The following is a 15,531-nucleotide window of genomic DNA, read 5'->3' on the forward strand; positions in this document are numbered from 1 at the left end:
CAAATGTTTTAGTTTGAAAAACTGTGGGGGTATCTCTCCCCCAGGCGCGCGCGAAAAACCCCCTGTACCCCCTCCCTTATATTTATTGTTCACCAGTCATTTTATTTTACTTTTTCTTTATTTTATTACTTTCGATAAGGGCGATTATCGAAAGAAATCACAAAAACAAGTGCGGCGCATCATTGAAGACAGAGGAAAAGAAGATAAACTTTTAATGTGAGCAATCCCCTAAGGCTAGCTCACACCGAAAGCTTCCTCATGCACTTCCGAGGTGGCTTTCGACTCCACCTTCTTTAAAAACAAGCTGTCAACGAAATTTGTGTTTTTATTCTAAAATAGTGTAAGGGCGTTTCTCCGCGTCCTAGGCTGTGCCTTTTCCCCCTCTTGCCAATCGAGGGGCTTTTTTTGCGAAAAATTGAAAACCAATAGAAAACAGATAGACTTAAACATGAGTGGCATCCCAAACCCACTTATATCCGAAAGCCTCTAACACACAAGCACCTTGGCCGTTAGAGGCTTTCTTTTATCAAACTTTATTATATTCATGTCGATATCAATAGTGAGTGTTTCATCCAATACTTGACACTCACTCGCCCTCTTCACCCTATTGAGGGCTTTTTTTGGGGCACTTAATTTTGATGGCACAGTATCTGCATTAGATTAATTGCACTTTATTATTAGGCAATCCAAATAGCACCTCACTACTCCCCGTGGTGAGGTTTTTTTTACTCACTGTGCTATCAATTAATTGAGAGTTTTCTCCTTTCCTCTCAACTGAAAAGCCCCTTTTATTTCAACTTAGCTCCGGGGCTTTTCTTTAGTTATTATGTATACATAATAATATTTGAATATTATGTTTTTAATTTAAACATATACTCTTTATTTGACATAATCTTATTTTGATACATACTCAACATATTAAATAATTTAAACATAGCAAGGTTGTTATCCATGACAAACATAAGAGTGATCGCTAACCACAAGGGCGGCGTTGCAAAAACTAGCACAGCCGCTAATCTAGGTGCTGCATTATCTAAAAAAGGAAAAAAGGTTTTACTTGTTGACCTTGACCCTCAATGCAATTTAACAAATCACTTTAATAAAGCTAATTCAACAGAACACACTATTTTTTCAGCAATGAACAAACGTGAAACTGTTCATCCTGTCTCCATTAAGGAAAATTTAGATATTGTTATATCAGACCTCGATTTAGCTGCCCTTGAATTACAACTCATTAGCGCACCAGCTAGAGAGCAAGTTTTAAAGAAAGTTCTTAGCCCTGTTGTAGAAAAATATGACGAGGTCATTATCGACTGTGGTCCAACAATCAGTATTCTAATGATGAATGCTATCACCGCAGGAACAACCATGTTGATTCCTGTAGAGCCTGAGCCTTTCGCTCTTGAAGGGTTAAGCACTTTTGAAAAACATTTTAAAACTATGAAAGATGCATTGAATAAAAGCCTTACCATATGTGGAATTTTGATAACTAAGTTTGATGGCAGAAAAGCAATTCATAAAGATATAGCTAAAGCTGTTGAAAATCGCTACCAGGCAAAAGTATTTAAAACTAGGATTAGAACCAATGTATCTCTGACTGAAGCCCAAGCACATGGAATAGATATTTTTGAATACAACACAAAATCTAATGGTGCTGTTGATTATAAAAATGTTGCTGACGAACTAAGCGCATAGAAAAACATTTCTATGTATACATAAATTACATAGAAAAATTAAAAAACATAATAACTAAGGATATATAATGGGTAAAGACTTTAAAAATATGTTCAGTAGCAACAGTGAAACTACATCGGGATTTGATGATGTACCTGTGATAGAAGAGCAACCAAAAAAAGAAACTCCAAAGAAGACCGAAACAAAAAAAGCAGAGCCAGCGGCACATAAGGTCATTGCGAAAAAAAGTGGTCGAAGGCGCGATGAACCCGCTGAAGGTGAGATGAGAAAAACATACCTAGTTGATAAAAATCTAGCGGATAAAATTGAAGGTATTTCTTATTGGGAACGCATCAACATAAAAGATGTGGTCAATGATGCTTTTAGGACAGCGATTAAGAAGTACGAAAACCGTCATGGTGAAATTAAGTTAAAACCAAAAGATAAGGTTAAATCTGTTTTCAAGTAAACATAACAAACAAAAGAAATTATGTGTACATAAGAAACATAAACATTTATGTATTCTATGTACCTTAAATAACAACAAGATACTATGTAATGAGAGTCTACCTTTAAGTCTCTGTTTACTAAGTACAGTGAGTATTCATGCGAACTAACAAGAAGAAACAACGTAAAAAATCCGGCCAGGTTAAAGGCTATTTATACACTTTTGACCTCATCTATCCACACAAAACGCTCTGTGTTGAGTTTGAAGTCACTCATTCAAATATAACAAAAGCTTACGATGCCGCAGAAGTGGAGTTTGATAAATGGGTTGGTGAGCAAGAAGAAGGGGCGACAGCTTTCGATTATCGTTATAAGACGATTAGGGGCTAGGCTGATCTAGGTGATAGAACTCGCGCAGGTGACTTATCTGAGTATTGCACTGCTCTAGTGACTGATAATTTTCAACACCCCAGGTCAGAGCGGCCTTGTTAGTTTGTCCTTGAATCTTTGTTATTTTGCACTGGTTTAATAAGCTGTATGGCGGACTTACATCGATGTGACTGTGATTGATCAACGAGTTTCGCTTGGCACAGCTTAGCAAAAATGGAACTAGGAATATCAGTATCAGACCAGTTTTTACTCTCATACAGCGATTGAAGCAATTCGTGATCAACATCATCATGTTCCTCATCTCTTGCAGCCAGTTTTGAAAAGTAACGCAATTGAATATTTTTAAGTCGCTCCTGCTCTGAGTAAAATTTTTGAGTATTGTGTTTCCAACTCGCTTGTGCGATTTCATGGCGAACTTCATGCTGTGCGCTTTGTCGGGTTTCATAACGCCACAACAAAACAAGGGCGAGTATAAGTATTCCGCCAATGCCATACATCCAAAACTTACGAATAAACACCATAATCAATGCTTCTTTATCAAATCAATTAATTCGATGGGGGTTAAATTTTCACGCTCTGGCAGTGCCATACCACAACACTTTAAGATTTGAGCGGCAAACTCGGCGCATTGCCAACCGCCATGGTCTTTTTGCTTTAAACCAAGCCCTGCACGAATTGCATCCATGACGCTGTATTTATCAGCGATATGCTTCAAAATGAAAACCTCGGCATCACTGATCATATTCACCGGTGTTTTAATCACATCATATTGATCAGGCAGCTTATCGAGCGGGATAATACGCACGCCTTTAAAAATAAGCGCCTCAACAAAAAATAGCTGATCTTTAATTTTCCAAATCACGCCTATGTGAGAGTAGGGCGATTTTGTCCACCACCGCACAATCGACGAAATAAAGCTTGTGCCTCGATAAGCGACTACATCGCCACTTCTAGCACCGCCTGTCATGGTTCAAGACTCTTCAGCACATCCCAATCTATGGAGTCAGGATCAATTTCTGTTTGCGTTGCAACTATCTGCGCCTCTAACGCTTGTACCAAGCCATAAAGTAGCTCAGCGCGGTTTACAATAAGCTGCAACAAGGCACTTAAATCATCCTTAGTTAAGGGCGTCGTGGTGTTATCGTACAGGGTCCAGTTAATCGTCCCGTCAGGGTTTTTACCAGCTAAAGCATCGTACTCAAAAATGCTGAAAAAAAGGTTATCCCGTGTCACAAAGTCACCATTAAAGACCTGGTTGTTATAAGTTATGGGCGCTGTTTTTTCAGTATCACGGCGCGCTTTTAACGTTTTGACGTTAAGCTCTAGGAGGGCTGTTTTTTCTTGTTCGGGGGTCAATTTATTATCAACTTTCCCATCTCGAACAATGTATTTTCCCGGGTTGTTTACAATGCTGTCATGCTCTTCACTGCTAATTTCTATCCAAGGCTTCGGTATAGCACTAGTATCAATTATAAAATTGGGTAATACTGGCTGTTCTTCGCCATCAACTTCATAATCAATATCTGGAATTAAAGGAATATCACCATCAGCGATAACAGGTAAATCTTTAACAACTTTAAATTGAGTAATTTCCCCACTGACTTCTTCGTAGCTTGCTATATATTCTTTCATTACTTAACGTCCTCTTGCGATATAAGAAAAGCCAGCGGCCTGTTTAGTCCCCGCAGTCGTCCAATTAAAGCGCACTAAGCAACGTCCTTTTTCTGGCGCTCCTACCACGACGGGGTGCATGTCATTAAAATTATCTTGAGTAGCCTCAAAGGGGGTAAGAATTATATTAGTACATTCATAATCAAACGCCTTCGGAAAATTCAACCAAAAAGTATCTTCGGTAGTCGCCGCAACCTGGACAGTACCCCATTGCTCGGTCATACCTGTTGAACGGTTAACCATATAACCTGTATCTCCCACTTTGTCGCAAGTGTTTACCAAAGAGGGGACTGCGATCTCATTCCAATAACGTGCGTAGCCAGCACACACCATGTAAGCAGACAGGTAGAAAACGATTTTCTCTGTACCTTCATCAGTATTAATACTGAAATAATCCCAATGATAAGAATGCCCATACCCCTGGACGCTCGCGCCTCGATACATCTGGCTTTTTATGTTTGTTCTTATCGTGCCTGCATTTACACGGCTGCCATCACGAAGTATAACGTGACCCTCTTCTACTCCAAATAGGCCAATAAAAGAGGTTGTTGTGCCTTGTGCGAAAGTGTAGGGAGCGCCCCCACCGGTCAAAGTAAAATTGATATTACTTGCAGACGGATTTTTAGTAACCGTGACTTTCATAAAGCGCGGCGACATATGAGTTAACGCTGTCATCTCATTACGATTGCCATCACCGTCAAAACCTCCTAAGTAATAACTTAAATCTTTGGTTATTTGGTTATGCTCAGGCTCGACAAACTCACGGGTAATCGTGTGACTGTGAGGATTATGAGTGTGCAAATACTCATCCCCATTCGATGCTGAGAAATAAGGATTAGGGTTGCTACAAACAAAAGGCGCACCACGCTCTAATGCTTTTAAAGTCCGTGATCCTATAGAGCTATCTACCCAGTGATCACAATAGCCATAAGTCAGCCAGGGAGCCATAATATACACAGTGATGGGTGCGGTAGATTCTCTTATAGAAATAAGAAACCCTAAGTCACCGCCTGCCACGTTAGTCTCTTTAAACTGAAACCATTTGATGGGTTTATTAAAATCAGACTTCGGTACTGGGGAATGACCTATCGGCCAAGGGTCATCATGGATACGCACGTCAGCATCACCGGTAGTCTCGATATACAGATAAACACCTTGTGAAATTTTACAGTCGCGAGGCACTAATACTTGCTGATTTAGTGACCATTCACTACTGCCTGCATCTAAACTTACTTTCAATGCATAAGCATTTTCTGTAACACGGTGTACATAATCAGTAGCAATAAGGCTCGCCATACTTTCTACAATGCTGTCGCCTGCATTCACAGCAATTTTAGTTAGTTGGGTATTACGGCCATTACCATGGTAATAATTCCAAAAATGTCTCGGCAGGGGAGAGCCATTCCAATCATCAAATAATGAATTAACAAGTAGATTAGGGCTAGCAGAGTACGCTTTTAGATCATCCATACTCGCCATTGCTGAATCAGTTAATCCTTTATCAATCCACCCGGTATTTGCACTATTTCGTTGCCATAGTTTTTTATTTTTTGTATCGACCCAAAACATCCCCCCCACAGGGTTGGTTGGTTCGTTATCCCCTGAAAAGTTCGATTGATTCGAGAGAATTGAATTAACCAGCTTTGCATAATCATCCGCAGGGCTGGAATTTGCTGTTATTTCTCTAACTTTAAAGTCTTGCATCAGTGACCTCTTATATATAAATCAACTTCGCCAGCTTTCGCGACACCATTTTTATCAAAAATCTGAACCAATACTTGTGATAAAGTTTTTTGTAATTTAATTTGATCTCCCGTATCACCACTTTGAATCGTTGCAACCGCCGCGACTTTTTGTTGTAAAGCTTCGGGGTAGATATACGTCGAACCGCTATCGCTCACGGGAAAATTATCAACGTTATAAGCAATTTCTGGCACATCAAACATACAACGTAAGTGCTTAATCGCCGGTGTATATTGGGGGTCAAATCGCTTCAAAATCACTTTAAATCTTGCATATCGAAACTGTTTAAAACTCGAGGTAATCGGGCCGTACTCAGTCCACGTTTGATTATCTGTTGATGTCGCCGCTTGCACTTCAAAGCCACAAGCTTCCGGCGAACCTAACCATGACCAGGAATTTTCAAGCGTGTAATGGCTCCAATTTTTTTGCATATTACCCCAGGACAAAGCCGCATTGCTTTGGGTGACTTCCATCTCAGCATACAGACGACAGCGCATCACCTTACCCAAGTCATATACCTGACTAATATAATCACCCTCGCTAATATCCGCTGCTAAAACACCCGGCTTAATGTTTTGCCATTGCTCACTGTAATCAGCCCAGTGCTCTGTCATACCGCCCCAAAAGTAATATGAGAAAAGCTGAATACAGTTATCTTCACTAACAGCGGTTTTATTAAATTCACCCGGCCAACCATCATCTGCATAATCGTATTGCTTAATGATATTGAGCGCGTCTATATCAACGAGCTCTAGTGTCGTCGCTTGTGTTGATTTAATGCCCCAATGAGTTATCGCTTTAATTAAATACGTGCCAGGGCGAGGGTTAGGTAAATGCAAGGTTGTACTATCTAATTCAGCGATTAGAATCGAGTTCTCCCAACTTAAACCAAAACGAATCTCATAGTGTTTGACATAGAGTTCTGGGTTTTTCGCCCATTCTAAAATCGCGTTACTGCCGCTGTGTGCCGATACAAACCGGCTAACATTTTCAGGAATTTTTTGCTCTAAAGACGAACTACAAGTAAATGTTGAATAACCGCTCGTTTGACCAAACCAACCGACAGAACGTACCCGAAACGTATAAGTGCATCCTGTTGAGTGCAATTCTATCTGATTAATGTTTGTCTTTTGTATGTCAGAATAATTGCCGCTATTGCTGCGCGTTTGATATTCATAGTAAGCGGCATTATCATCGCCATCAAAAGCAATAATCAACACGGCTTGAGCGACACCGCCGTTATAAACAACGCTATTTTCAAGGCGGTAATTTCTCGGCACTTGCAAAGAGGGAACGACTGCATTTTCTTTACTGACCCCCAGGGAGCGCTCTTCATCAATCACACGGTATTTATCGGGGTCATGCGCGATTGCGTTAATTATATAGTTGCCGTCTTCTTCTTCAGTAATCGCAGTGATTCGCCATTGTTTTGGCTCAGTCGCGTGATACAATACCCAGCTTGTGCCCACATTTTCATTTGCGTTTCTGTCTAGCTCAAGTCTCGTAGAGGTGGGCGCAGTTATTACTTTATACTCTTGAATCCCTTGCTGCCCTGAAAATGTCATCAAGGTATTTTGTGTGCCTAAATTCACATCACGGTCTAAGGTTATCGTGTTGCCCGCAATGGCTTTAATTAAGCCCGCTGCGCCTTCTTCGCGGTCCATTTCAGGGTCAAAGATTTTAATAATATCGCTGGGCAACGAATTAACATGGTCTTGAGTCGCTTTATAACTTATCATGTCACTCTGCGCCTCTGATTGCAGCGCCCATAGCCCTTGGCGCATGGCCTGGGCGCGAGAGGTGCAACCGACCGCAGTAATTTCTAAGCGCCGCTCACCGATGCGTGCAATACGTCCTGCATCTTCAACGACTTCTTGATCAATCGCATAATTTAAATCAGGGTTGCGAAAGGCGACGACACACACAGAATGCAAGCCTTTAATGCTTGTTGTCTGATAATCAAACTGACCGTTTACTACATCCGTTTGCGTTACCAACCTTGAGGGTTCACGAGGTCGATCCTGACTAAATTGAATCGTCCCCGCTGCATCATAGGCCATGCCTCTAAAAATAGACGTGAGCTGTGTAATGACCTGTAAAGCCTGATTTTGATTATTAATCGCTAAATTACAGCAAAAGCGTGGCTGCGAACCGCCACGACCATCTGGAACTAACTCATCACAATATTGCGCGATGCTGTATAATTCCCATTTATCTAAATCGCTTTCAACCAGGTAATTACCCGCCCCATAACGTTCATTAGTGAGCAAGTCATAAAACACCCACGCCGGATTATTACAATATTCGGTTTTAAAGGTGCCATCCCAAATCCCACTATACACTCGCGTACTCGGTTCATAATTACTCGGCACTTGTATTTTAATGCCACGCACTAAATAGCTGCGTTTGGGCAATTGATTACCAAATTGCGCCGCACTAAATTCTAGCCCCACCACCGCACTGTTCGGATAGCTTAATTTCGTATCAATAACATCAGTAACGCTCGTTAAATAAATACCGTTTTGTATGCGGGTGGATTCGGCATCCTCAGTCACCCGCTCAACTTTTAAGGTATAGGGGTAAGTAAAGGTCGTTTCTTTGTAAAAGTTTTCAGTTTGCGCCTGCGCCCCGGCACGTTTCCATGCCACAAATTCATCCGGGTCTGTCGGAACCGTATTGGAGTCTTTAATCTCTGCGATGTAATAACCCGGCGAAACTTTAATCGAAAACGTTTGCTCAAACTTGCTTGTTGTTTTCCCTTCGATCTCATGGTTCACCACCAGCACATCATTGAGATACATACGAACATGTACTTTAGAGCCATGAATATCGCCATTAGTCGCATATTCGGTAAGTGCATCTAAACCCAGTTTAACCCGCAGTTCATTGGTTTCTTTGCGGCCAATTGTGCGTACAACCGGCTGCGCTTTCGTGATTTTTACACCGATGGTTTCCTCTGTGGTGGATTCTTCAAAGCCCGGCAAATAACTTTGTGACGGTGTGCCGTTGCTACTTTTTAGTGTGACGCCTTCAAAATTAAACGAACCGTCCGCATTTTGTAGTGGCGTATCATCAAAATAAACCGACTTCGCCCCATCGACCAAACCCTCAATTTCGCCCTCACCCAGTAAATCAACCAGCGTAACGATAGCGTTCGCTGAAAGTGTATTCGGCGCTTCGGTTGGGGTGTGAACACCACCGCCACCTTTACCGCCACCACCAGAGCCATAAATATAATCAGTCATACTGTTTTATATTGACTCGACACAACAGAACTCCCGACTAAATGCTCGCCATAAATTAACGGCACCGGCGCGCCTGGGGTTGCTACATTGTCCACGCCATTAAACAACGTTGAGGCGTTCGGGTCCGTGGTACTGTAATCATTATCATAGCTAGGCTGTGGTGAAAGTAGGGTGAGTGAGCCACTTAAAACCAGGCCTGTTCCTGCACTAGCAAGACCTCCTGCTAGGGCTGTCGATGCCCCGCCTGTATAATAAGCTGTAACTAATAACACGGCACCGACAACAATTTGCGTGAGTCCCGAATTTTTTTTGCGCCTTTAGGCTTAGGCACAATATGAATTTCACCACCGGCACAATTCAATTCAAGCTGATCAAAGTTTAAGCTTTTACGCTTACGAAAAATCGCCCATTCACCGGCGCGCAGAATTTTACTAAACTCAGGAATTTGCGCCGATAGTGCACGAATTGCATCTTTAGCGTGACATACCTTTAGCTCAAAAAAAGAGCCGCATAAGCGGCCCAAGCGCCCATGTAAATAAACTTTAGTGAGCATAACGCACCACCTTAACAACACGTTTTTGCCATTCAGAAAGCATTTCGCGGCGGCTTAAATTGTCACAAACATGATGTAAAATCATATCCGGCGCTTGAATACAGTTATTTTTATCTTCTTGCAATCGGCAATCTGACCCTAGATAAATGGCTCCATGGTTAATGCAAGTCGTGCGCCCCACTTTCATCAACAACACATCGCCCCGTAACAATGGCCCGGTTTTATCCATTTCAATAAACCCCGCCTCTTTAAAATTACGATCATATAAATCATATTTTGCTACTTCCCACCAAGAACTCTGACGGGGAAAATCAGCTAATAAAATACCCATTTCAAGCATGTAAAAATCGCGTATCAACGAATAACAATCAAAAACACCATGAATAAAAGGGCGGTTTAATAACTCGCGTGACATTAAGTTCTCACCGAATATCACAGTGTCCATCACCGCATTTTGATTCAGCGAAACAATGCCCCACAAAAGTCCCGTATCCCGTTGCCCCACCATATCCGTTACGCTTGGCTCTGCGCTCGAATCCGGGTGTGAGTGCATTAAAATCGTGTCCTCTGGTACATCAATTAAAACCGTGGGGTCTAGAGTAAAGTTAACTTCAGGGGTGTTCGATAAATTCACACAAGGTAAAAAGGTATCATCTGGGAAAATCAGCCCCACCGCCTCGCGAGGGTATTCTGCGAGCGCATGAGCTTTAAAAAGGCTTAATGCCTTCGAATCCTGCAAAGGGTAACGCTTGTTCGTTGCCGAATCGCGCCATACAATCGGCGAGTTTTTTGCCGCACTTGTCATTTTTTTTATCATTCGTTTGCTGTCCAAATTCGTTGTAATACTTCGTCGCAAGGTACGGGCAATCGCCCATAATCCACGCTTGAGCCTCTTCATCCCATTGCCGATAAACTCGTGGACACGATGCCAATTGTGTACGCCGGGGCAGTTTTAAATCGGTAGGTAACTTAGTGCCCAACTCAAACGCAATGTGTCGATTGTTATGCTGAGATTTACGCTCGATCACATAAATCTGCTCAGGCATGGTCGCACTCGGGTCCGGGTCAGAATGTCCATCTAAATGTTTTACATAAGTCATCACTCGTCGAATTAATGCGCCGCGCAAATTGTCATAAGCTTTTAATAGTGGTAAAAAAACCGGCTTCACATTCCCTAACACAATCGAAGGCGTGGGTTGGTGTAAGGTCGTCCGCTCAAATCCATCCGTTTGCAATGGAATGGGGTTATAAATCACCCCGCCAAAGCTCACCGATTTGTTACCATCCGGGCTACCACAAAAATGATATTTTGTTGTCGTTTTAAGTGGTGAGAGGTCCAGGGTATATAAATAAATCTTTGCCGATTCAACAAGACTCATACAGGGTTAAAATCCTCTTCAAAACGTAAACCCACTTTCCACGCAGGATATTCGAACGTGCTCTGCCATTCGGAGCACACCATTTGATAATGTCGTTTCTCGCCGGGGTGATACCATAAAAACGGCTCGATGCCCGCGCGTGCTTGCACAAAATTAATCAAAAGGTCTTTGTTAACTTCACTGAGGCCCACAAAGGCCACGGTAAAAAAATGCTGAATGGTGTTTAAGCCATCCGCTTCACGTTGCACATAACCATCGCCTAATTGCGTGACACGAATGCGTGGTTTCACCCGGTCCGAATCAATGCTATTCGGGTTTAAATTGGGAAAATTAAGCATTGAGTAATTTTTGTTTTTTGAGTTTAAACACTTGGTCAGTCACAATGTTTTTCAACGTCTTCACGACCTCTTGACTTAATTCTTCGCCATCGGCACCGTTGGCGTTTATTGTTGGGGCAATGGTGATATTATTTTGCACCTGATTAGAGATAACCGTCTGGCCCAGTTTATGATTCGGTGTGACAAACCCCGGCTTTTTACCTGTCATCAGGTAATCTTTACCGCCTGTGCTGAATAACTCAGGCCCGCGTTCATTGACGCGATAAAGTCGATCCGCGGCCACCGTTCCCCCGGCCGCTTTTGCACCTGCTGTAGCGCCGCCACCAAACCAAGAGCCACCACCTCCAAACGAACCGGCAACGGCCCCCAGCGCCATTTTAAAAATACCTTTAGCCGACATCGATAGAGCTTCACTTGCCATATCGTTTAACATCGCACTAAAGGCATCGGAGACGGTCGCGGTGCCTTTAACAATGCCTGTAAAGGCATTGCTAAAGCTGCCTTCCATGTTGCCTGCGAGTTCTTTGGCTTGGTGCCCTACGGTGTTCAATTCTCTGGCTTGCTTTTCAGCTAATACTTTTAATTTGTCGTTCTTTTGAATTTCAATTTTTTCTAAGAGCTTTGCACGTTGCTCTGAACCTTCACGTGTTGCATCTAAAATGATGCGCTTTTGTTTTTCATAAGAGTGTTTAATCGCTTCCTCTTCTGAGAGTAAGCGTTCTTTTAAACTTTCTAACTGCTTTTGATTATCCTGAGCGCGCAGCGATGCGCCCATAAGCGCCGACTTTTCCGGTTGTGTTTGTTCTAATTTTTTATGAAATGCAGCGCGTTTTTTTTCAATTTCAGCATAATACACATCAACCTCATCCGAAGGACGTAGCGTTAAAAGCTTACCTGAGAGTTCAGCGATTTTCTCATTCAGGTATTTTGCACTCTGAGCGCTTGCATCAAGGTCACTGGTGTCCAGTTTAATTTTATCCGTGAGTTTTTCGCGCAAAGATTGAATCGACTCAGCAACACCTTTAAATGTATCGCCAACCCCCGGTAAAGTTTGGGCAGCAATCGCAATATTTCGAGTGTTCTCTAAAAGCCAATCCGTGAACTCCGCAATTTTCTCATGGCCTCGTGCCAAAGCACGCCCTAGGTCAACAAATAAGCGCGTTGCTCCATCTGCCAGATAAGCAAACCCCACTTTTAACCCTGAAACAGAAAGGTCAATATAATGAAACCAGTCTTTCACTTTAGCCATGGCCTTAGTCGCACGATAAAAAGATGAAGTAATTAAATCTCCAAAGTTATTCGCGTTTGTCCCAGCGCGAGTAAGTCGCGTTGTCACATCTTCAATCATTGGAGCAACGGCAATAGCAAGCTCATGGCTGAGTCCAACGAAAAACTGTTTTAATTTATAAATCGAGTCATTCGCCGCTTCGATTTTAGCCGCATCAATACGATTAATAGCAATACCAAGACGCGCCGCTTCATTGGCTGCTTGGTCTAAACCGTTTGCACCTAGGCGTAAGGTATTCACCAGGCTAACGCCTTCAGAGTCAAAAAGCTTGAAGGCAAGGCGCACTTTGTCAGATTGACTTTCTATATTCTCCATCGCGGCCGCGACTTCTTTAAATGCAGCATCCGGGGAGAGTTGGTTTAATCGTTCAGCATCTAAACCTAACTCAACCAAAGCAGTGCGAGCGGCTCCTGTGCCTGCCGCTGCCTCAGATAAACGCCGCGTCATCCGCTGCAAACCCATGTCGAGCTTCCTTTGCGAAACTCCGGTCAGCTCTGCGGCATGTCGTAAGCTTGCCAACGCCTCAGTTGTGACCCCTAATTTATCTGAAGTTTTGGCTAATAAATCGATCGATTCACTCGACTTGCTCACCATCACAGCAATTGCACCAGTGGCCGCCGTTGAAACCGCCGCAAAAGCAATGCTCGTGCGCTTTAAATTTCGCTGAACATTTTTAGAAAAGTTTTTGCTAGCTAGCTCAGCCTTAGACAAAGATTTAACAAGCTCCGCTGAGTTTGCGCTTAAATTAACGACTAAAGAGCCAATAGTTGCCATACTTTATTTTCTCACTGAAATAGCTGATAAAATCGCCGCCATTTGCCCGACCGGCTGTTCTGTTTTTTCAGGTGAAGCCTCATAATCAGGCATAAAATCATCCGCAGAAAACAGCTTTTTATCTTTGCGCTGTAAAGGACCATTTGCCACCGCGCTCACAATTAAAGCGTTTCTATAATCTTCTTTTTCTATCCCAAAAGGTTCAATTGAATAATAAGCCAGCCATTCGTTAAACTCTGAAGCGGTGAGTTCTTGTGAAAGTTGATTAACAGTTTTACCAAGGGCCAACGCCAACCTAAATAAAAAACGTCTATTTAGGTTGGTTCTGAGTTTTTTTGCAGTTCTTTCGCATTATCCTCTGTAAATCCATTAATGACTTGAATCGCTGTAACTAATTTAGTCGCGACAGGGTTAGGTAAACTCTCAAGTTTTTTATATTCACTGCTATTGAAAACTCTTACACCTTGTTCATCACACAAAGCCAGGCAAATCATCAGCAAAGCTATATCAGCGCGGTCAATTTTTTTCTGCTCCTTGAATAACAATTCATGTTCAGCAACAGAGAGCTCTTTCACATGAAAATCAGTTTGCAGCTCTTCGATATAAACCGGTTGTGTTTTACAGGTTAAATTTAGTAATGAATCACGTATAGACATAAATTAAACCTCGTCACTTTGGGCAATTGCCGTTGTGGGTTGCAGGCTCACACTCATGGTAATGGCCTCGGTCATCGGTGAGGTCACTTTATGGTTGGTGATTAAGGCCGTAAATTCGTAAATCTGTCGCTTGGGCTGGGTTGGGATAATAATTTTAAACTGGCGCTCGATGCCCGCCTCATAATCACTGATTAAATCTTTCAAGGCAGCGTTATCTTGAACTAAATTCATATCGAGCTGAATTTCATCATGATCTTTCAAACCGACCTGATACTTTTTATGATCACTACCATATTCGGTAACATCCACTTTATCCCTGGACGAAGAAATCTCGCCGATATTGGTGATATTAGCGACTTTTTGATAATTCCCTGCATTATCAGTATCTCGATAAAACTCTGAGTGTGCGCCGATAGATACGCTCATTTAAATTACTCCTGTAACAGTAAAGGTTAAACTCGTGCGGTAGGTTTTTGTTTCTTGTTCATATTGATCAAGTTCAGATTCTAAAGTAATGAGCTGAATCACCGCCGTTTGATGTGCATCCAATACTTCAAGAACTTTGCACTGCATCATTTTGCAAATGCTATGCTTTTTAGCCATGCAATTCACTTGTATGCTCTTTTTTGTGAGGCTTGGCCGACTATCCAGCTCGTAATCTCTGCGACCTGAAACCACTTGATAAGTGATCGCTGGCAACGTTTGCTTTTTTGGTAAGACCAGCGGAAACACTGGGAAACCCACTGCACTAAGCGCGTGGTAAAAATCGGCTTCAATCATAATTTTTGCTTTTTAAGCGCCCGTGTTAACTCATTTTTAAAAGTATCGATAGCTTGCGGAGCGTTGTCATTTAAGGCCGGACGAATAAATGGCCGCGCTGGTTGGTGGCTGCTCCCATACTCTTGTTCAATCGCATACTGAATTTTTCTCGAAGGCCCAACCGTCACATTAACGATTGCTCGACGACCTTTTCCCTTTTTTGAACGGCGTTTAATTGACTCAGCAAGTGCGCCCGATTTTTGCGGTGCATTGGCTTTCATTTGACGTTCAACCGGCTCCGCGGCTTTGCGTAAGGCTCTTCGATTAAGTGTTCTTATTTTTTTAGGCTCTAATTTTTTTAGCTTTTGCTCTAAATCTTTTAAGCCTTCAACGGTAAAAGTTGTTTTAGGCATTAATCCATTCTCTGCATGCGAGAATGAGCTCACGGTTGCGTTCATCTCGATTAATCACACTTAGAATTTCAAAATAACGGCCCTCAAAATAAACCCGCATCGCCGGCGTAATGCCGGGGGTGTAGCGCAGTGTCACGGTGTGCGTAATTTCACTATAAAATTGATGAGCGCTAAATAACTCTCGACCTGCATCCGGACTCA

Annotated in this window: 21 protein-coding genes; 3 read left to right on the plus strand and 18 right to left on the minus strand. The window is 42.4% G+C overall.

Going from position 1 to position 15,531, the window contains the following annotated elements:
* The first annotated feature begins 951 nt into the window (after positions 1 to 951).
* The 3 genes from BGC07_RS18550 (at position 952) to BGC07_RS18560 (ending at position 2,511) form a co-directional block, all read left to right on the plus strand.
* Positions 952 to 1,695 carry a ParA family protein gene (locus tag BGC07_RS18550; RefSeq protein ID WP_069314548.1) on the plus strand — a complete coding sequence of 248 codons (744 nt, stop codon included), beginning with the start codon at positions 952 to 954 and terminating at the stop codon, positions 1,693 to 1,695.
* Positions 1,696 to 1,762: 67 nt separating this feature from the next.
* Complete coding sequence (locus BGC07_RS18555) at positions 1,763 to 2,143, plus strand: hypothetical protein (RefSeq protein WP_069314549.1); 381 nt, start codon at positions 1,763 to 1,765, stop codon at positions 2,141 to 2,143.
* 137 nt (positions 2,144 to 2,280) lie between these two features.
* Positions 2,281 to 2,511, plus strand: coding sequence for a hypothetical protein (locus BGC07_RS18560; RefSeq protein ID WP_069314550.1), 231 nt, complete (start codon positions 2,281 to 2,283; stop codon positions 2,509 to 2,511).
* Here BGC07_RS18560 and lysC read toward each other — a convergent pair.
* The 18 genes from lysC to BGC07_RS18640 all read right to left on the minus strand — a co-directional run.
* Positions 2,501 to 2,695, minus strand: a complete 195-nt coding sequence (gene lysC, locus BGC07_RS24190) for an Rz1-like lysis system protein LysC (protein ID WP_449421091.1) — start codon at positions 2,693 to 2,695, stop codon at positions 2,501 to 2,503. The genes BGC07_RS18560 and lysC overlap by 11 nt on opposite strands.
* On the minus strand, positions 2,610 to 3,032 hold the full coding sequence (locus BGC07_RS18565; protein WP_235603490.1) for a hypothetical protein: 423 nt from the start codon (positions 3,030 to 3,032) through the stop codon (positions 2,610 to 2,612). Before BGC07_RS18565 ends, lysC begins: the two co-directional genes overlap by 86 nt.
* 2 nt (positions 3,033 to 3,034) lie before the next feature.
* Positions 3,035 to 3,478 carry a C40 family peptidase gene (locus tag BGC07_RS18570; protein WP_069314551.1) on the minus strand — a complete coding sequence of 148 codons (444 nt, stop codon included), beginning with the start codon at positions 3,476 to 3,478 and terminating at the stop codon, positions 3,035 to 3,037.
* Positions 3,475 to 4,143, minus strand: coding sequence for a DUF4376 domain-containing protein (locus BGC07_RS18575; protein WP_069314552.1), 669 nt, complete (start codon positions 4,141 to 4,143; stop codon positions 3,475 to 3,477). The genes BGC07_RS18570 and BGC07_RS18575 overlap by 4 nt, the downstream gene beginning before the upstream one ends.
* 3 nt (positions 4,144 to 4,146) lie before the next feature.
* On the minus strand, positions 4,147 to 5,886 hold the full coding sequence (locus BGC07_RS18580) for a gp53-like domain-containing protein (RefSeq protein WP_069314553.1): 1,740 nt from the start codon (positions 5,884 to 5,886) through the stop codon (positions 4,147 to 4,149).
* Positions 5,886 to 9,170 carry a host specificity protein J gene (locus tag BGC07_RS18585; RefSeq protein WP_069314554.1) on the minus strand — a complete coding sequence of 1,095 codons (3,285 nt, stop codon included), beginning with the start codon at positions 9,168 to 9,170 and terminating at the stop codon, positions 5,886 to 5,888. Before BGC07_RS18585 ends, BGC07_RS18580 begins: the two co-directional genes overlap by 1 nt.
* The gene (locus tag BGC07_RS22820) at positions 9,167 to 9,442 is read right to left on the minus strand and encodes a tail assembly protein (RefSeq protein ID WP_235603491.1); all 276 of its coding nucleotides are present in this window, start codon (positions 9,440 to 9,442) and stop codon (positions 9,167 to 9,169) included. The genes BGC07_RS18585 and BGC07_RS22820 overlap by 4 nt, the downstream gene beginning before the upstream one ends.
* Positions 9,433 to 9,723: a tail assembly protein gene (locus BGC07_RS22825; protein WP_235603492.1), complete on the minus strand. Its 291-nt coding sequence runs from the start codon at positions 9,721 to 9,723 to the stop codon at positions 9,433 to 9,435. The genes BGC07_RS22820 and BGC07_RS22825 overlap by 10 nt, the downstream gene beginning before the upstream one ends.
* Complete coding sequence (locus BGC07_RS18595; RefSeq protein WP_077217060.1) at positions 9,713 to 10,528, minus strand: NlpC/P60 family protein; 816 nt, start codon at positions 10,526 to 10,528, stop codon at positions 9,713 to 9,715. The genes BGC07_RS22825 and BGC07_RS18595 overlap by 11 nt, the downstream gene beginning before the upstream one ends.
* On the minus strand, positions 10,431 to 11,102 hold the full coding sequence (locus BGC07_RS18600; protein WP_069314556.1) for a phage minor tail protein L: 672 nt from the start codon (positions 11,100 to 11,102) through the stop codon (positions 10,431 to 10,433). The genes BGC07_RS18595 and BGC07_RS18600 overlap by 98 nt, the downstream gene beginning before the upstream one ends.
* Entirely contained in the window at positions 11,099 to 11,440 is a 342-nt protein-coding gene (locus tag BGC07_RS18605) for a phage tail protein (protein ID WP_069314557.1), read from the minus strand. Before BGC07_RS18605 ends, BGC07_RS18600 begins: the two co-directional genes overlap by 4 nt.
* Complete coding sequence (locus tag BGC07_RS18610) at positions 11,433 to 13,502, minus strand: hypothetical protein (protein ID WP_069314558.1); 2,070 nt, start codon at positions 13,500 to 13,502, stop codon at positions 11,433 to 11,435. The genes BGC07_RS18605 and BGC07_RS18610 overlap by 8 nt, the downstream gene beginning before the upstream one ends.
* A gap of 3 nt (positions 13,503 to 13,505) precedes the next feature.
* Entirely contained in the window at positions 13,506 to 13,790 is a 285-nt protein-coding gene (locus BGC07_RS18615; protein ID WP_069314559.1) for a phage tail assembly protein T, read from the minus strand.
* Positions 13,791 to 13,816: 26 nt separating this feature from the next.
* The gene (locus BGC07_RS18620) at positions 13,817 to 14,158 is read right to left on the minus strand and encodes a hypothetical protein (protein ID WP_069314560.1); all 342 of its coding nucleotides are present in this window, start codon (positions 14,156 to 14,158) and stop codon (positions 13,817 to 13,819) included.
* Positions 14,159 to 14,161: 3 nt separating this feature from the next.
* The gene (locus BGC07_RS18625; protein WP_069314561.1) at positions 14,162 to 14,584 is read right to left on the minus strand and encodes a phage tail tube protein; all 423 of its coding nucleotides are present in this window, start codon (positions 14,582 to 14,584) and stop codon (positions 14,162 to 14,164) included.
* On the minus strand, positions 14,585 to 14,938 hold the full coding sequence (locus tag BGC07_RS18630) for a hypothetical protein (RefSeq protein WP_069314562.1): 354 nt from the start codon (positions 14,936 to 14,938) through the stop codon (positions 14,585 to 14,587).
* Complete coding sequence (locus BGC07_RS18635) at positions 14,935 to 15,330, minus strand: HK97-gp10 family putative phage morphogenesis protein (protein ID WP_069314563.1); 396 nt, start codon at positions 15,328 to 15,330, stop codon at positions 14,935 to 14,937. The genes BGC07_RS18630 and BGC07_RS18635 overlap by 4 nt, the downstream gene beginning before the upstream one ends.
* Positions 15,323 to 15,531: phage head closure protein (locus tag BGC07_RS18640; RefSeq protein WP_139121850.1), on the minus strand; the 209-nt coding region annotated here is incomplete at its 5' end. The genes BGC07_RS18635 and BGC07_RS18640, both read right to left, overlap by 8 nt.

This window comes from Piscirickettsia litoralis (assembly GCF_001720395.1).
Taxonomy (GTDB): Bacteria; Pseudomonadota; Gammaproteobacteria; order Piscirickettsiales; family Piscirickettsiaceae; genus Piscirickettsia; species Piscirickettsia litoralis.